Genomic DNA, 16,713 nt, shown 5'->3' with positions numbered 1-16,713 from the left:
GTCAGTCGAGGATCAGGATGCCGTCGACTTCGACTTCCGCACCCTTCGGCAGGCCGGCGACCTGGATGGTCGAGCGCGCCGGATACGGGGCCTGGAAGTACTCGGCCATCACCGCGTTGACGGTGGCGAAGTGCGAGAGGTCGGTGAGATAGATGCCGATGCGGACCAGCTTGTCGAGGTCGCCGCCCGCGGCCTGGCAGACGGCGCGCAGGTTGTCGAACACACGGCGCGTCTGCACGGCGATGTCGCCGCCGACCAGATCCATCGTCTTCGGATCGAGCGGAATCTGGCCCGACAGGTACACCGTATTGCCGGCGCGCACGGCCTGCGAATACGGGCCGATGGCGGCGGGGGCGTTCGGGCTGGTGATCGGCGTGAGGGACATGGCGGGCCTCGTCGAAGGAGGCCCGTAGCTTACAGCCGGCGCACCACGTGCACGACCTGCAGGCGGCGCACGCGCCGCATCACTTCGGCGAGGTGGTCGACATCGCGCACCTCGATGCCGAATTCCATGATCGACAGGTTGACGTCGCGCTCGCGGTACTCGACCGAATCGATGTTCGAGTCGCTTTCGGCGATCGCCGCGGCGACCTGCGCCAGCGCGCCGGGGCGGTTGTCCACCTCGACCCGTACGGCGACGAGGAAATCACCCTTGACGTCGCGGTCCCAGTCCATGACGAGGCAGCGCTCGGGCGTGCGCGCGAAGGCCTCGACGTTCGGACAGTCACGACGATGAACAACAATCCCCTTGCCGGCCGAGAGGTAGCCCATGATCGGATCGCCGGGGAGCGGATGACAGCAGGTGGCGAAAGTCAGCACGCCGCGTTCGCTGCCGTTGATCAGCAGGCGTTCCGGACTGGCCGGTGCCGATGCGCCCGCCTTCGCGGCCACCAGCGACTGCGCCACCTGCGCGGGCATGCGGTTGCCGAGGGCGATGTCGGCCAGCAAGGCCTCGAGGCGCGGGTAGCGGTGCTCCGCCAGGTACTTCTCGATGCGCTTGCCCGACACCCGTTCGAGCGAGCTCTCGAGGCCCTCCAGCGCGCGGTCGAGCATGCGGTGGCCGAGGCTCACGGCGTCCTCGTGCTGCAGCTTCTTGAGGTTCGAGCGGATTGCGGTGCGCGCCTTCGACGTGACGACGAACTCCAGCCACTGCGGCCGCGGCGCTGCCGACGGTGCGGTGACGATCTCGACGTTCTGGCCGCTCTGCAGGCGCGTGTGCAGCGGCACCATCTTCTTGTCGACGCGCGCGGTCACCGCCCGGTCACCGATGCTCGTGTGCACCGCATAGGCGAAATCCAGCGCCGTGGCGTTGCGCGGCAGGGCGAGGATGTCGCCCTTCGGCGTGAACAGGTACACCTCGGCCGGGAACAGGTCGACCTTGACGTTCTCGACGAACTCCAGCGACGACGACGTCACCGACTGCTCGCTCGTCATCAGGCCGCGGATCCAATCCTGCGCCCGCGCCTGCGCGCTGCTGGCGCCGGTGGCCTGCGTGTTCGCCTTGTAGGCCCAGTGCGCGGCGATGCCGCGCTCGGCGATCATGTCCATCTCCTCGGTACGGATCTGGACCTCGATCGGCGAGCCGTGCGTGCTGAAGAGCACGGTGTGCAGGCTCTGGTAACCGTTGGCCTTGGGGATGGCAATGAAATCGCGGAAGCGCGCCTCCAGCGGCTTGTACAGCGCATGCACCGCGCCAAGCGCGTGGTAGCACTGCATCACCCGCTGCACGACGACGCGGAAGCCGAAGACATCCAGCACCTGCTCGAGCGTCTTGTGCTCGCTGCGCATCTTCGAATAGATGCTCCACGGCGACTTCACGCGGCCGACGATGCGGAACGGCAGGCCCTCCAGCGAGAGCCGCTGCGCGATCTTCGCTTCGATCGTGGTCATCGCTTCGCGACGCATCACCGGCTGGCTGGCGAGACGCCGCGCGATCACCGCGTAGCGGCGCGGGTGCAGGGCCTTGAAGCCGAGGTCCTGCAGCTCGGCCTTGAACTTGTTCATGCCGAGGCGCTGCGCGATCGGCGCGTAGATCTCGAGGGTCTCGCGGGCGATGCGGCGGCGCGACTCGTCGGCCATCGAATCGAGTGTCCGCATGTTGTGCAGGCGATCGGACAGCTTGATGAGGATGACGCGGAGGTCCGTCGCCATCGCCAGCATCATCTTGCGGAAGCTCTCGGCGGCCGCTTCCTGCCGGCTGGCGAAGCGGATCTTGTCGAGCTTCGTCACCGCGTCGACGAGGGCCGCGACCGGCTCGCCGAAGGCCTGCACGATCTCGGTGCGCGGCAACGGCGTGTCTTCGAGCGTGTCGTGGAGGATGGCGGCGCAGAGCGTCTCCCAGTCGACGCGCAGCTCGGCGAGGATGCCGGCGACGGCCACGGGATGGGTGATGTAGGCCTCGCCGCTCTTGCGCACCTGGCCATCGTGGGCGTGGGCCCCCATGACATAGGCGGCGCGGACGCGGGCGATCTGCTCGGGCGGGAGGTAGTCGGCCAGTTTCGCGGCCAGCGCGTCGACCTGCTCCGGACAGGGGTCCGGCGCGGTCGGGGCAGCTTGTGCGGGCGCAGCGCTGGCACTCATGCCCTGAATGTAAGGGCCGGCCCCGGGGGCGGCAACACCGCGGAAACGACGAGGCCCGCCGGAGCGGGCCTCGGTTCACGCGGCGGGAGGCCGCGCGATGGTCGGGATGACGACGTGGATCAGTCGTCGCCGCCCTTCATGTCGTCGTCGACCACCTCGGCGGCGGCCCACTCCAGGGCTTCGCGCTCGCGGCGCTCGCGCTCGGCCTTCTCGACCTGCTCGATCAGCGCTTCGTCGATCTGGCGGGCGGCGATCTCGCGCAGGGCCAGCACGGTCGGCTTGTCTTCGTGCTCGCTGTTGTCGAGGGTCGGCTCAGCGCCCTTGGCCAGCTGGCGGGCGCGCTTCGAGGCCAGAACGACCAGCTCGAAGCGGTTGTTCACGACGTCCAGGCAATCTTCAACGGTGATGCGGGCCATGCGGTACTCCGGCGCGGCGGGCCGACGGGCCTGCCTTCAAAGACCGGGCAGGATAGCGGCCGAGCCGCCGTCGGGCAAGGAAAACCCCCGCCCGGGCCTGAACGAGCCAACCGACCCACCAGCAAAATCAGGCACTTGCGGGGATTCAGGGCTCGTAACCGGCCATCAGCCCGGCGAACAGGCCGGCGTGACGACGCGCCTGGGCTTCGCGGCGCAGGCGGTGGGCGATGAAGATCGAACGCAGCTCGTTGGCCGCCGTGTCGAAGTGCTCGTTGACGATCCAGTAGTCGAACTCGGCCGCATGGGACATCTCTTCCTGCGCCGCGGCGAGACGCTGGGCGATCACGGCCTCGCTGTCCTGCCCGCGGTTGCGCATGCGGGTCTCGAGCGTGTCGGTGGAGGGCGGGAGGATGAAGACGCTCACCGCGTCCGGGATCTTCTGCCGCACCTGCCGGGCGCCCTGCCAGTCGATCTCGAGCAGCACGTCCTTGCCCGTGGCCAGCTGCGGCTCCACCGACTGCCGCGCCGTGCCCTTGTAGTCGCCGTGCACCAGCGCGTACTCGAAGAAGTCGCCGGCGGCGATCATCCGCTCGAACTCGGCCTTGTCCACGAAGTGGTAGTGGTGGGCATGGCGTTCACCCGGGCGGGGCGCGCGCGAGGTGTAGCTGATCGACAGGGCGATGCCGGGTTCGCGGGCGAGGACGGCGTTGACCATGCTCGACTTGCCGGCGCCCGAGGGCGCGGCGACGACGAACAGGGTGCCGCGTTCGACGGGGGCGTGGGGATGGCTCATGCGGGGCGGGCCTCCGGCCTCACTCGATGTTCTGCACTTGTTCGCGGATCTGCTCGATCAGCACCTTCAGTTCGACCGAGGCCTGGGTCAAGCGGGCGTCGACGGCCTTGGAGCCCAGCGTGTTCGCCTCGCGGTTGAACTCCTGCAGCAGGAAATCGAGGCGGCGGCCGACGGCCTCGCCGCGCTTCATCGCGTGGCGGGCCTCGACCACGTGGGTAGCGAGGCGGTCGAGTTCCTCGTCGACGTCGGCGCGCTGCAGCAGCAGCACCAGTTCCTGCTCGAGCCGGGCCGGGTCGACTTCCACCTTCAGCTCGCCGAAGCGGGTCTCGATGCGCTGGCGGATCGCGCTGCGCAGCTCCGGCAGCACGCCGCGCACCGTGGCGATGATCGCTTCGATGGCCTTCAGGCGCTCCTCGATGAGGCCGGCCAGCGCCTTGCCCTCGCGTTCGCGATGGGCGAGGAAATCGGCCAGCAGCGCGTCGGCCAGCGCCGCCGCTTCCGCGCGCAGGGCGTCCATGTCGGTGCCGGCGTCGGCCAGCACGCCCGGAAAGGCCAGCAGGTCGGTGAAGCTGGTTTCCAAGGTGCTGAACCGGGCAGCGAAGGTCGCGTGCAGCTCGGTGAGCTGCTGCAGCCGCGCCTCGTTCACGCTCAGCGGGCGCAGGGCGTCGCCACTGCTGCGCAGGCGCAGGCCGAGGTCGAGCTTGCCGCGCGAGATCTTCGCGGCGACCTTCTCACGCAGCATCGGCTCCAGCGTGCGCAACTCGTCGGGCAGGCGCAGCGACAGTTCGAGGTAGCGGTGGTTGACGGCGCGGAGCTCGGCGGCCAGCGTGCCGCCGGCGGTGGCGCGTTCGACCGCGGCGAAGGCGGTCATGCTGCGGATCATGCGGGTGGCTCGCGCGGCGGGCGGCAGGGAGGCGGATGGTAAACTCCGCGCCCTTTCGCCACCACCGGCCCGCTCCATGACCGTCATCGCCCGCCCCAGTGGCCGCCAACCCGACCAGATGCGCGAAGTACGCATCGAACGCCGCTACACCAAGCATGCAGAGGGCTCGGTGCTGGTGAGCTTCGGCGACACCAAAGTGTTGTGCACGGCCAGCGTCGAGGAGCGCGTGCCGGGCTTCCTGCGCGGCAAGGGCGAAGGCTGGGTGACGGCCGAGTACGGGATGCTTCCGCGCTCCACGAACTCCCGCATGGGCCGCGAGGCCGCCCAAGGCAAGCAGGGCGGCCGGACGCTGGAGATCCAGCGCCTGATCGGCCGAAGCCTGCGCGCCTGCGTGGATCGCAATGCGCTGGGCGAGCGCACCATCACGCTCGACTGCGACGTGCTGCAGGCCGATGGCGGCACGCGCACCGCGGCGATCACCGGCGCCTACGTGGCCCTGGTGGACGCGGTCTCGACGCTGAAGACCTCGCGCAACCCGATCTTCGGCGCCGTGGCCGCCGTGTCGGTGGGCATCTACCGCGGCGTGCCGGTGCTCGACCTCGACTACGCCGAGGACAGCGACTGCGACACCGACATGAACGTGGTGATGAACGACGGCGGCGGCTTCATCGAAGTGCAGGGCACGGCCGAGGGCCATGCGTTCCGGCGCAGCGAGATGGACGCGATGCTGGCGCTGGCCGAGAAGGGCATCGCCGAGCTGGTGGCCGCGCAGCGCGCGGCGCTGGCGGGCTGACGACGCACGGATGAACCGCCACCTCGCCCTCTTCGCGCTGGTCGTCGACGATTACGACACCGCCATCCGCCATTACGTCGACGACCTCGGCTTTACGCTGGTCTGCGACGAGGACCGCGGCAACGGCAAGCGCTGGGTGGAGGTGACGCCCTCGCCGGCTTCGCAGTGCCGCGTGCTGCTGGCGAAGGCCGCGACCGAGGCGCAAAAGTCCCGCATCGGCGACCAGACGGGCGGCCGCGTGGGCTTTTTCCTGCACACCGACGACTTCGACCGCGACCACGCCGCGATGAGCGCGCGCGGCGTGCGTTTCGCCGAAACGCCGCGCGACGAGCCCTACGGCAAGGTGGTGGTCTTCATCGATCGCTACGGCAATCGCTGGGACCTGATCCAGCCGGCCGCCCTCGGGGGGCACGCATGAAGGTCGTCCTCGCCAGTGGGAACAAAGGCAAGCTCGCCGAACTCGGCGAGTTGCTTTCGCAGTCCGGGCTCGAGCTGGTGCCGCAGGGCGCGCTCGGCATCGCCGATCCGGTCGAGGACGGCCACACCTTCGTCGAGAACGCGCTGATCAAGGCGCGCAACGCGGCGCGGATCTCCGGGCTGCCGGCGCTGGCCGACGACTCCGGCCTGATCGTCGATGCACTCGGCGGCGCGCCGGGCCTCATCAGCGCGCACTACGCTGGCGTGCACGGCGACGCGGCGGGCAACATCGCCAAGCTGCTCGGCGAACTGCAGGGCGTTCCGACGGAACGCCGCACGGCGCGCTTCTATTGCTGCCTCGTGCTGCTGCGCCATGCCGAGGACCCACAGCCGCTCATCGCCGAGGGCGAGTGGCCGGGGATCATCCTCGACGCGCCGCGCGGTGACGGCGGCTTTGGCTACGACCCGGTGTTCTTCGATCCGGCCACCGGACTGGGTGCGGCTGAAATGCCCGCGAGCCAGAAGAACCCGATCAGCCATCGCGGTCGTGCACTGGCCGTGCTGAAGTCGCGATTGGCCGAGTGGATCGCGCGCGGCGCGGCGGCGGGCTGAGGCATGAACCCCCAGGGCACGCCCCAAGCGCACGGCGAACACTGTTCCCCCGACTGCGCGCACGACGCCGCACCGGCCCTCGTGCCGGGGCCGCTCGCGCTCTACATCCACATCCCGTGGTGCGTGCGGAAGTGCCCGTACTGCGACTTCAACTCGCACCAGCGGCCGCAGGAACTGCCGGTCGCCGAGTACGTCGCCGCCCTCGTGCGCGACCTCGAGTTCGACCTGCCGAATGTCTGGGGCCGCACGGTGCACAGCGTGTTCTTCGGCGGTGGCACGCCCAGCCTGTTCCCGGCCTCGGCCATCAACGACATCCTCGCCGCGTGCAGCGCGCGATTGCGGTTTGCGCCCGGCGCCGAGGTGACGCTGGAGTGCAACCCCGGCACCGCCGAGTTCGACCGCTTCGAGGGCTACCGCGCCGCCGGCGTGAACCGCCTGAGCTTCGGCGTGCAGAGCTTCGACGACGGCTGCTTGAAGGCGCTCGGCCGCATCCACGACAGCGGGGAAGCGGAGCGCGCGGTGAAGCTGGCGCAGGACGCCGGCCTCGACAACCTCAACATCGACCTGATGTACGCGCTGCCGGGCCAGACCATGGCGATGGCGCTGCAGGACGTCGAACGCGCGATCGCCTTGCAGCCGGCGCACCTCTCGCATTACCACCTGACGATGGAACCCAACACCGTCTTCGCCGCGCGCCCGCCCGAGGGCCTGCCGGATGAAGACGACGCGTGGGCGATGCAGGAGGCCTGCCAGCAGCGGATCGCGGAAGCCGGATTCGGCCACTACGAAATCTCGGCCTACGCGAAGCCCGGCCGGCAGAGCCGCCACAACCTCAACTACTGGACCTATGCCGACTACCTCGGCATCGGTGCCGGCGCGCACGGCAAGATCAGCTTCGGCCACGACGGCCGCATCCTGCGGCGCTGGAAGAAGAAGAACCCGCGCGAGTACCTCGCCGCCCTTGCTCTTGGATCGCCGGAAGGCGCGCACATCGGCGGCGACGAGGACGTGCTGATGCCGGCGCGCCCCTTCGACTACATGCTCAACCGGCTGCGCCTGCATGCCCCGTTCGCGCTCACCGAGTTCGAGCAGGCCACGGGGCTGTCGCGCAGCGCGATCGCCACCGAGATCGCCACCGCCGAAGCGCGTGGTTGGCTCGAAGGCAACGGCGAGGTCTATGCGCTCACCGCGCAGGGCCGCAACTTCAACAACGACCTCGTCAGCCTGTTCCTGAAGGACTGAGCGCGCGCCCCTTCAGGTTCAGAAACGCACCGGCGTGGCGTAGGGCACCGGCATGCGCAGGGCGTCCTCGCGGTCGATACCACTGATGAGGTGGTGCAGCGCACGGATCACGCCGGCATGGGTGAACCACAGCATCGGCTCACGGTGTTCCGCGAGCGCCGCGGCCACGCGCGCTTCCAGATCGAGGTAACGCTCACCGTGCGGCATGCGATAGCCCGCGGGATCGGCCGCCCAAGCGTCCAGCGCGCCGCGGTCGATGGCGTGCCAGGGCTGGGCTTCCCACTGGCCGAAATGCAGCTCGGCGAGGCGCTCGTCGAAGCGGATCCCACGCACGTCCGTCCGCGCCTTCGCCGTCGGCCAAGGCGTGGGCGGCACGCCGCGCGAGGGTTGGACCTCGATGCGGAAGGCGCGCGCGGTGGCTTCGGCGAGCTGTCGGGCCCGCGAGAGCGGGCTGCTGGCGATGGGCCAGTCCGGCAAGGCGAGGCGCAGGCGTCGCGCCGCGTCGCTGACGTCGCGCGCATGCACGGGCAGGTCGCTGCGTCCATAGCAGACGCCCTGCCCGCCCTGCACGGGCGTGTGGCGGATGGCGACCAGCGGCGGAACTCGGCGGATCGACACGGACTCAGGCCCCGCCGGGCAGCAATCGCAGGGCCGCGACGGCCGCCAGCAGGAAGGCCGCCTCGCCGAGCTGCTCGGCACAGCCCAGGGTGTCGCCGGTGAAGCCGCCCAAGCGGCGTCGGTACCAGCGGGCGCACCACTCATGCACTAGTGCGACCGCCGCCGTGCCCGCCGCCCACAGCGGCCAAGCGTCCGGCGCCAGGCCGGTGGCGACGCCCAACGGCAGCGCCGACAGCAGCAGCGCCACGAGCAGGCTCGCGGGCCCCAGGGCCACCGCCAGCGGCTTGCTCTTGCCGTCTTCGTCGCGCACGTAGTCGAGGCGGGCCATCAGGGCCGTCGCGCCGCCGCGCGCCACAGCGTGGGCGGCGACCAACGCCGGTATCGCGAGCGCCAACGGCAGGGCCGCGAGCGCCCCCCAACGCAAGCCGGTCACCAGCAGCAGGGCCAACGCGCCGTAACTGCCGAGGCGCGAGTCCTTCATGATAACCAGCGCCTTGGCGCGGTCGACGTGGCCACCCAGCGCATCGAAGGTGTCCGCGAGGCCGTCCTCATGGAAGGCGCCGGTGACGACCGCCCCAGCGGCCAGCGCCAGACCAGCGGCGATCGGCATGGGGAAGACCTGGGCCGCGAGCCACAGCACCGCGGCGCTGAGGCCACCCACCAGCAGCCCCACGGCGGGAAACCACTTCGCCGCGTCGTTCAGCCATTCCGCGCGGAAGCCCTCGAACTGCGGCGTCGGTAGGCGGGTGAAGAACTGCACCGCCAGCCAGAAGCCCCGCCACTCGCGGCGGATCGGACCGATCGAGGCAGGTGCGTCGGCGGCGATGCTCACGCGCGATCCGACACGCCAGCGCTGTCGAAGGTGGCCATCTCGGCCAGCAGGGCGCAGGCCGCGCGCAGCAGCGGCAGGGCCAGCACCGCACCGCTGCCCTCGCCCAGCCGCAGGCCGAGCGACAGCAAGGGTTCGGCCTCGATTCGGGCCAGCCAGCGCGCATGCGGGGCCTCGGCCGAGACGTGGGCGAACACGAGGAACGGCTTCAGCGCCGCATCCATCGCCAGCGCCACTGCCGCTGCCGCGGTAGCGATGAAGCCATCGACGACCACGAGCGCACGCACCGAGGCCGCGCCCAGCATGGCGCCGGCCATCATCGCGATCTCGAAGCCGCCGACGGCCGCCAGGGCGCGCAGCGCTGCCTCCGGCGATACAGCGCCGAAGGATTCCGGCGGCCGGCCCTCGAGGCTGTTCACCGCCAGGGCCTTCCGAACCACCGCGGCCTTGCGCGCCAGACCGGCCTCGTCGACGCCCGTACCGCGGCCGACGCACTCGGCCGCATCGAGACCCGTCAGCGCCGCCATCAGTGCCGCCGAGCTCGTGGTGTTGCCGATGCCCATCTCGCCCACCACCAGCACGGACTGCGCGGCAAGCTCGCGACCCATCGCCACGCCGGCCGACAGCGCGGCCACGGCTTGCGCCCCGCTCATCGCCGGGCCCTGCGCGAAATTCGCGGTGCCGTCGGCGATGCGGCGCGCCAGCAGCATCGGGTGCGCGCCCAGCGGCGCAGCCACACCGGCATCGACCACCGCCAACCGTGCCTCGAACTGCCGCGCCAGCACGCTGATGGCGGCACCGCCGGCGAGGAAGTTGGCGACCATCTGCGCGGTGACCGCCTGCGGGTAAGGCGACACGCCCTCGGCAACGACCCCATGGTCGCCAGCGAACACGCGCACTTCCGCATGGGCCACTCGCGGGTCGGGCCGGTCCTGCACCAGCGCGAATTGGAGGGCCAGCGCTTCGAGCCGACCCAGCGATCCCGGTGGCTTGGTCTTGCTGTCGAGGGCATGGCGCACGCGGCGCGCGAGTTCGCCGTCGGGTTCGAGCCGCGGCAGCACAGGCGGCTGGAACGACGCATCCGTCGTCGGGCGGGCATCGGCGGGCATCGGAAGCTTCACGGAACGCAGGGCGGGCCGCGCAGTATGGTCGGCGCTGGAGGTTTTTCCCATGCTGCGTTCCCGCACCATCGACTGCCCCTACTGCGGCGAACCGATCGAGGTCGAGATCGAATCGGCCGACGACGCGCAGCGCTACATCGAGGATTGCCAGGTGTGCTGCCGGCCGATCGAATTCGAGCTGCGTCCCGGCGCCCGCGGCGGACGGCTGAGGGTGTTCCGCGATGACGAGTGAGCCGGGGCCTTCACGTATCCGCTACACTCCGCCCCGCTGAAGGTGTTCGGGAAGCCGGTGTAAGTCCGGCACTGCCCCCGCAACGGTAATCCGCTGCCAACCTGCCAGATCGCCACTGGGGCCCGCCCTGGGAAGGCGGCAGGTCGCGATGCGTCCCGCATCGCAAGCGGAAAGTCCGGAGACCGGCCTTCAGACCGTCGATGCGCCAGATCCCGGGCGCGTGGGCGGTCATGGCGCGCTGCGGTGGGCGGCGAGGCGTGGATGCGGCCCCGCACCGTCGCGGCCGTTCGACGTCCTTGCGTTCCCGCTCGCGCCGCCCGCGGGTGTGCGCTGCAAAACCAAGGATGTCCATGAACCGTTCTCCCCTCGCCGCCGGCCTCGCGCTGGCGCTCGCCGCTCCTCTTGCCCTGTCCGCACCGGCCTCGCGGCCCGAACCGAAGGGCGCTGCCGAAACGCTCGACGCCGTTGTGGTCACCGCCACGCGCTCGCCGACGCCGATCGCGCGCGGCCTCGCCTCCACCACCGTGCTGGACCGCGCTGCCATCGAGCAGTCGCAGGCTCCTGACCTCATCGACCTGCTCGCCCGCCAAGCCGGCATCGACGTGTCGCGCACCGGCGGTCCGGGATCGCTCTCCACCCTGTTCCTGCGCGGCGGCAATTCCAACCACACGCTGGTGCTGATCGACGGCGTGCGCGTGAACTCGGTGCAGCAGGGCCAGTACGACTTCGCCAGCCTGCCGCTCGACCGCATCGAGCGCATCGAGATCGTACGCGGCCCGCGCGCGGCGCTGTGGGGTTCCGACGCCATCGGCGGCGTCATCCAGATCTTCACCCGCGATCCCGGCCAGCGCGGCGCACAGCTCCGCGCCGGCCGCTTTGAACGCCGGGAAGCCGCGGCGCAGTGGGGGGTGTCCGGCGAACGCGGCAGCCTCGGCATCGGCGGCGGCGTGCAGGACACCGAGGGTTACAACGTCAGCACGCCGCGCAGCTTCGGCTTCGACCCGGACCGCGACGGCTTCCGCAACCGGCACCTGAGCCTCGGCGGCCGCACCACGCTCGGCACGCAGGCCCTCGGGGTGAACCTGCTGTCGACCGTGGCCGACGTCGAGTTCGATCGCGGCGTCACCGAATCGCACTCGGTGAGCGGCGGCGCGACGCTGGGCGGCCCCTTGGCCGCGCGCTGGTCGCACAGCCTCGCGCTGGGCGAGGCCCGCGAAGAACTGAAGACGCTGTCCAGCTTCGGCAGCCGCTTCGAAAGCCGCCGCCGCTCGGCGGACTGGCTGCATGACCTGTCCTTGGCCGAGGGCCAGGCCCTGCTGTTCGGTGTCAATCGCGTGGCCGAAGACGCCGTTTCGCGCAATGCGTCGAACGCGGTGGTCTACGACCGCAGCCGAAGCAACACGGGCGTGTTCACCGCCTGGCGCGGCACGATCGGCGCGCAGCAATGGGACCTCGCCGCGCGTCGCGACGACAGCAGCCAGTTCGGCCAGGCGACCACCGCGCAGGCGGCTTGGGGCTTGGCCTTCGGCGACGGCTGGCGCCTGCGGGCGAGCTGGGGCCAGGGCTTCCGGGCGCCGAACACCAACGAGTTGTACTCGCCGGGCTTCGGCGGCTTCTTCGCCGGCAATCCGAACCTCGACCCGGAGCGCTCGCGCAGCGCCGAGCTCGGGCTCGGCTGGCAGGGCGCGGACGGCGGCCTCGAGCTTTCCGCCTACCGCAGCCGGGTGACCGACCTGATCGCTTTCGCCGGCCCCACCTTCGGCGCGACCAACATCAACCAGGCACGACTGGATGGCGTGGAGCTGGACGGCCGCTGGACGCTGGGCCGCCTCGGCATCCGCGGCAACGTCGGCTGGCAGCGCGCCGAGAACTCCGTCACGGGTGCGCCGCTGTTGCGCCGTGCACCCCGCAAGGCCGCACTCAGCCTCGACCTTCCTGCGAACGACTGGCTGCGCTTCGGATTGGACGCCACCGCGGCATCGCGACGGCAGGACTTCGACGGCCCGCTTGGAGGCTACACGCGCTTCGACCTGAGGGCCGAGGCCGACCTCGGGCCGGACTGGGCGTTGCGCGCGCGGCTCGAGAACCTGCTTGACCGTCGCTACACCCTGGCCAGCGGCTTCGCCCCCCCGGAGCGCAGCCTGCTCGTCGAGCTGGCCTGGCGCCCCGGTCGCTGAACCCCGTTCGCGACCTTCACCTCGCCGTCCCACGGGGGGCGGCGAGGCTTCGGCCTGCCTGCTATATTCAGTTTCATTGACTATTCGCAATGGGACTTGCGCATGCCCGGCCCAGCGGCCTCCAGCTCGAATTCCCCTGCCAGCCTTTCCAAAAGCAGCTTGCCCCGCAAGGTGAGGGAGATCCTGCAGGGGTTCTACGAACTGGCGGCCGATGCGTTCGAGCGTGAGCTCACCGGGGCGCTGAACGAGTTCGAGCAGCAGGCGTTCAACAACGCCGAGCAAGCCCGCAGCAACAACATCCAGGTGCGCTGGCTGGAAACCCTGCGCACGGTCCGACGCACCCGCCCGGATCTGGTGCCCCGCTTCTTGCAGGGCGTCGAAGCGCAATTGGCGGCCATCCGCGAACCGAGCGCTACCGAGGCCGAGCGCGCCACGCAGCGCAACATGGCCGAGCTGTCGCTGATCGAAGCCTCGGAGATGGACGAATCGACGACGCTGGCCGAGATCGGCAGCCGCATCGAGATGCGCCACAGCCTGCCGATCTACCTGCTCGGCCAGCGCTTCGGCGTTCTTGCCGGCAAGCCGGCCTTCGACGCGGAAGCCCTGCCGGTCGGGCCGCAGACGCTGTGCAAGATCCTGCGCGTCGCCGCGGCCAACCTCGAGATCTCCTCCGAGCACCGGGTGCTGCTGTACCGCTTGTTCGAGCGCCAGATGCTCGCCGAGTACGGCCGACTGCTCGAAGCGCTGAACAACCACCTGATCAAACACGGCGTGCTGCCGGGGCTGCAGTACATGCCGTTCCGCAGCCCGGCGGCGCCGCAGGCCCGCGCTGCGGCGAGGCCCGCGGACGCAAAGCCGAGCGAAGGCGACGCTGCGCCCAAACCGGTCGAAGCGCCGGACGCGCGCACCACCGCACAGACCCCGGCCTATGGCCGCAGCACTGGCCAGATGCCCGCCTACGGCCGTACGACAGGCCAGCAACCGGCCATGGCGCGTGAGGGCGGCGAAGCCGAAGCGCCGCTGCCTTGGCTCCTGCCGGGCGAGGCCGCGGCCTGGGCACCCGCCGCGCCCTCGGCGTCCCCGGTGCAGCTGCCCGAGTTCGACCAGATCCGCGACCTGCTGACCTCGCGGCGCTCGATGCTCTCGAAGCTCTCGGGTGGCGGCGCGCAGGCGGCACCGAGCGGCCCGGTGCACCAACCCGCGCCGCAGGAAGTGCAGCACGCTCTCAGCCTGCTGCAACCGAGCACCGCGACCTCGGTGAACATGGGCGGCCGCATCGTGCCGCGCACCGTCGCCCACCTGAAGCAGGACCTGCTCGCCCAGCTGCGCCGCAGCGCGCCGGCCGGTGAATCGCCGGTACTGCCGGACGAGGACAACGACACCTTCGACCTCGTCGGCATGCTGTTCGACGAGCTGGTCAAGGACGTCCGCCCGAGCAGCCAGGCGTCGACCCTGCTCACCAAGCTGCAGGTGCCGCTGCTGCGCGTGGCGCTCTCCGACAAGCGCTTCTTCAACGACAGCCACCACCCGGCGCGGCAGATGCTCAACGCCGTGGCTGAAACCGGCGCCTACTGGCTCGGCGACGACGACGCTGACGGCGCGCTGGTCGGCAAGATGCAGGGCCTGGTCGACCGCACCTTGCGCGACTTCGACGGCGACATGTCGCTGTTCGAGTCGCTGCTGAAGGACCTGAGCTCGCACCTGCAGACGATCGCGCGCAAGGCCGAAGTGGCCGAGCGCCGCCACGTCGAAGCCGCACGCGGCAAGGAGCGCCTCGCGCAGGCCCGCGACCGCGCCGCCGACGCGGTCAAGGAAATCACCGAGGGCAGCGAGCTGCCGGTCTTCACGCGCACGCTGTTGAACCAGGCGTGGACCGACGTGATGGCCCTGACGTCCCTCCGCCACGGCGAAGACTCGCCGGCGTGGACGCAGCACCTCGAAACGGCGAAGAAGCTCGTCAATCTGGCGAAGCCCGGCGCCGCCGCCGCGGAAGCCGAGGCCCCTGCACTCCAGAAGGAAGTCGCCGAATCGCTGCGCCAGGTCGGTTACCACGAGGCGGAATCCGACGCGATCGCCAAGCGTCTGATCGCGCCGGCCACCGAGGCCGCCGTCGACGACGCCGCCAGCCGCACCGAGCTGCTGATGCGGATGAAGTCGGCGAACCGCCTCGGCACCACCGAGAAGCCGGCGAAGCCGAAGCCCGAACAGCTCACGCCCGAGGTGCTGGCCCGCGTCGCGCAGATCAAGACGCTGGCCTTCGGCACCTGGTTCGAATTCGTCACCAACGCGCAGGGCGACCGCGTGCGCCGCCGCCTCTCGTGGTATTCGCCCGTGAGCGGCACGGCGATGTTCGTGAACCACCGCGGCCAGAAGATCGGTGATCAGAGCATCGAACACCTCGCCATCCAGATGGCGAACGGCCAGGCGAGGCTGGTGGAGGAAGAGGCGAAAGTGAGCCTGCTGGATCGCGCCTGGGGCGCGGTGATGAAGACGCTGTCCGGCTTCGGTGGCAGTCGGCTGAAGGAGGCCGTGGCATGACGAACGGCCCGCACAGCGAGTACCGCCGCGCCAAGCGCCGCCGCGCCACGCACGACATCGCCGTGATCGACAACATGACCGAGCAGGTCGTCGGCAAGATCGGCAACCTCTCGGAATCCGGCGTGCTGCTGATCCTCGGCGCCCCGCCCTGCGCGGACGCGCTGTACCAGCTGCGCTTCGACCTGCCGGTCGCCGGCGGGCGCCCGCTGGAGGTCGAAGTGGGCGCCCACGAGCTCTGGCAGGACGACGCCGCCGTACCGGGCCAGGTGTGGGCCGGCTTCCGCTTCATCGACGTCGCCGCGAACTCGCTGGAGCACATCCGGCAGTGGGTCGACCAGCCCGGCAGCGACTACGTCTGAACCGTGCCGCGCTGTTCGGCGCGGCCCTGATCGGCCTCGTCGCCTGCACGCCCGCTGCGCCTTCGCGCGATGCGTGGCCGGTGTTCGGCAGCACGGCGGAACTGCAGCTCCCGGCGAGGACCGACGAAGGCCGTCGCATCGAAGCCCTGCGCGCGCTCGGCACGCACTGGCAGCAGCGCGAGCGCGACTGGCACGCTTGGGAACCCTCCGCCCTCACGGCCTTCAACGACGCGCTCGCTGCGCGGGGCGAAGCCGCGGCCCCGCCGGCATTGCAGGGCCTGATCGCGCGCAGCCGTCCGCTCGTGCGACGCAGCGCCCATGCCTTCGATCCGGGCGTCGGGCGGCTCGTCGCGGCCTGGGGCTTCCACACCAGCACCTACCCGATCCGCACGCCGTCGCCGGATGACGCCGTGCTGGCGGCGTGGGCCGCGCGCCCCGATTCCCTCGACGACCTGCACTGCGACGCCCAGTGGCGTTGCACGAGCACCGCGCCGGCGTTGCGCTTGGACTTCAACGCGATGGCCGAAGGCTTGGCGCTGGAGGAAGGTGCGGCCGCGCTGCGTTCGATCGGCGTCGAACACGCGCTGATGAACCTCGGCGGCGACGTACTGGCTCTCGGCGACAACCACGGCGCGTCGTGGCGCGTCGGCCTCGACGACGGCGAGGGCGGCGCGCTCGGCGGCGTGGCCTTGCACGATGGCGAGGCCTTCATGAGTTCGGGCCGCTACGCGAAGTATCGGGAATCGCCGGACGGCGAACGCTGGCCGCATCTGCTCGACACGCGCACGGGCCGGCCCGCCGTCGGCGCCCGCCTGAGCGCCGTGCTGCATCCCGACCCGGTGCTCGCCGACGCCGCGGCCACCGCCCTGATGGTGGCCGGGGCCGACGGCTTCGAACGCACGGTGCGTGGGCTCGGCCTCGGCTGCGCCCTGCTCGTCGACGCCGACGGGCGCGCGTGGATCACCGCCGGCATGGCCCGTCGATTCGAATGGCAGCGCAACATGCCGGAGGCCGGCCGCATCGACCTCGGCGAGGCCTGCGACGCCCGCTGACGGACGCGCCGGGCTCACTGCGGCACAATCGGGGCTTCCACGCCGCCCTCG

General features: G+C 70.7%; 17 protein-coding genes and 1 riboswitch. Of the genes, 9 read left to right on the top strand and 8 right to left on the bottom strand.

Going from position 1 to position 16,713, the window contains the following annotated elements:
• Position 1 precedes the first annotated feature (1 nt).
• The 5 genes from O9280_RS09230 to O9280_RS09210 all read right to left on the bottom strand — a co-directional run bounded on the left by O9280_RS09230 (position 2) and on the right by O9280_RS09210 (position 4,672).
• Entirely contained in the window at positions 2-385 is a 384-nt protein-coding gene (locus O9280_RS09230; RefSeq protein ID WP_298341509.1) for a RidA family protein, read from the bottom strand.
• 29 nt (positions 386-414) lie between these two features.
• Positions 415-2,580 (bottom strand): bifunctional (p)ppGpp synthetase/guanosine-3',5'-bis(diphosphate) 3'-pyrophosphohydrolase, encoded by a 2,166-nt coding sequence (locus tag O9280_RS09225; protein ID WP_298341506.1) that lies wholly within the window; start codon positions 2,578-2,580, stop codon positions 415-417.
• Between the two features lie 119 nt (positions 2,581-2,699).
• Positions 2,700-2,996 carry a DNA-directed RNA polymerase subunit omega gene (rpoZ, locus tag O9280_RS09220; RefSeq protein ID WP_297865445.1) on the bottom strand — a complete coding sequence of 99 codons (297 nt, stop codon included), beginning with the start codon at positions 2,994-2,996 and terminating at the stop codon, positions 2,700-2,702.
• Between the two features lie 145 nt (positions 2,997-3,141).
• Positions 3,142-3,789 carry a guanylate kinase gene (gene gmk, locus O9280_RS09215; protein WP_298341502.1) on the bottom strand — a complete coding sequence of 216 codons (648 nt, stop codon included), beginning with the start codon at positions 3,787-3,789 and terminating at the stop codon, positions 3,142-3,144.
• Between the two features lie 19 nt (positions 3,790-3,808).
• A complete protein-coding gene (locus O9280_RS09210) occupies positions 3,809-4,672 on the bottom strand; it encodes a YicC/YloC family endoribonuclease (RefSeq protein WP_298341498.1) in 864 nt (287 codons plus the stop codon).
• 76 nt (positions 4,673-4,748) lie between these two features.
• On the opposite strand from O9280_RS09210, the gene rph reads away from it, so the two are divergent.
• From rph to hemW, 4 genes are read left to right on the top strand one after another with little or no spacing between them, the layout of a single operon-like run.
• Entirely contained in the window at positions 4,749-5,465 is a 717-nt protein-coding gene (gene rph, locus O9280_RS09205) for a ribonuclease PH (protein WP_298341495.1), read from the top strand.
• Positions 5,466-5,475: 10 nt separating this feature from the next.
• Positions 5,476-5,883 carry a VOC family protein gene (locus tag O9280_RS09200; protein ID WP_298341492.1) on the top strand — a complete coding sequence of 136 codons (408 nt, stop codon included), beginning with the start codon at positions 5,476-5,478 and terminating at the stop codon, positions 5,881-5,883.
• Positions 5,880-6,494, top strand: a complete 615-nt coding sequence (gene rdgB / locus O9280_RS09195; protein ID WP_298341489.1) for an RdgB/HAM1 family non-canonical purine NTP pyrophosphatase — start codon at positions 5,880-5,882, stop codon at positions 6,492-6,494. The genes O9280_RS09200 and rdgB overlap by 4 nt, the downstream gene beginning before the upstream one ends.
• Before the next feature lie 3 nt (positions 6,495-6,497).
• Positions 6,498-7,736 carry a radical SAM family heme chaperone HemW gene (gene hemW, locus O9280_RS09190; protein WP_298341486.1) on the top strand — a complete coding sequence of 413 codons (1,239 nt, stop codon included), beginning with the start codon at positions 6,498-6,500 and terminating at the stop codon, positions 7,734-7,736.
• 18 nt (positions 7,737-7,754) lie between these two features.
• On the opposite strand, the gene O9280_RS09185 is transcribed toward hemW, so the two are convergent.
• Genes O9280_RS09185 through cobT form a run of 3 tightly spaced genes read right to left on the bottom strand, consistent with a single transcriptional unit; the run spans position 7,755 to position 10,292 of the window.
• Positions 7,755-8,354: a histidine phosphatase family protein gene (locus O9280_RS09185; RefSeq protein WP_298341483.1), complete on the bottom strand. Its 600-nt coding sequence runs from the start codon at positions 8,352-8,354 to the stop codon at positions 7,755-7,757.
• Between the two features lie 4 nt (positions 8,355-8,358).
• Complete coding sequence (cobS, locus tag O9280_RS09180; protein WP_298341480.1) at positions 8,359-9,186, bottom strand: adenosylcobinamide-GDP ribazoletransferase; 828 nt, start codon at positions 9,184-9,186, stop codon at positions 8,359-8,361.
• Complete coding sequence (gene cobT / locus O9280_RS09175; RefSeq protein WP_298341477.1) at positions 9,183-10,292, bottom strand: nicotinate-nucleotide--dimethylbenzimidazole phosphoribosyltransferase; 1,110 nt, start codon at positions 10,290-10,292, stop codon at positions 9,183-9,185. The genes cobS and cobT overlap by 4 nt, the downstream gene beginning before the upstream one ends.
• A gap of 61 nt (positions 10,293-10,353) precedes the next feature.
• On the opposite strand from cobT, the gene O9280_RS09170 reads away from it, so the two are divergent.
• The 5 genes from O9280_RS09170 to O9280_RS09150 all read left to right on the top strand — a co-directional run bounded on the left by O9280_RS09170 (position 10,354) and on the right by O9280_RS09150 (position 16,662).
• Positions 10,354-10,536, top strand: coding sequence for a CPXCG motif-containing cysteine-rich protein (locus O9280_RS09170; RefSeq protein WP_298341474.1), 183 nt, complete (start codon positions 10,354-10,356; stop codon positions 10,534-10,536).
• A gap of 23 nt (positions 10,537-10,559) precedes the next feature.
• A riboswitch (cobalamin riboswitch) is annotated at positions 10,560-10,742 on the top strand.
• Positions 10,743-10,886: 144 nt separating this feature from the next.
• Positions 10,887-12,713 (top strand): TonB-dependent receptor, encoded by a 1,827-nt coding sequence (locus tag O9280_RS09165; RefSeq protein WP_298341470.1) that lies wholly within the window; start codon positions 10,887-10,889, stop codon positions 12,711-12,713.
• Between the two features lie 159 nt (positions 12,714-12,872).
• Entirely contained in the window at positions 12,873-15,251 is a 2,379-nt protein-coding gene (locus O9280_RS09160) for a DUF1631 domain-containing protein (protein WP_298341467.1), read from the top strand.
• Positions 15,248-15,610 carry a PilZ domain-containing protein gene (locus O9280_RS09155; protein ID WP_298341464.1) on the top strand — a complete coding sequence of 121 codons (363 nt, stop codon included), beginning with the start codon at positions 15,248-15,250 and terminating at the stop codon, positions 15,608-15,610. Before O9280_RS09160 ends, O9280_RS09155 begins: the two co-directional genes overlap by 4 nt.
• Positions 15,577-16,662 carry an FAD:protein FMN transferase gene (locus O9280_RS09150; RefSeq protein ID WP_298341462.1) on the top strand — a complete coding sequence of 362 codons (1,086 nt, stop codon included), beginning with the start codon at positions 15,577-15,579 and terminating at the stop codon, positions 16,660-16,662. The genes O9280_RS09155 and O9280_RS09150 overlap by 34 nt, the downstream gene beginning before the upstream one ends.
• Positions 16,663-16,713 lie beyond the last annotated feature (51 nt).

The organism is Silanimonas sp., assembly GCF_027531545.1.
GTDB lineage: Bacteria > Pseudomonadota > Gammaproteobacteria > Xanthomonadales > Xanthomonadaceae > Silanimonas.
Note: the sequence above shows the minus strand (reverse complement) of the source record. Positions and strands in the feature narration are given on the sequence as shown.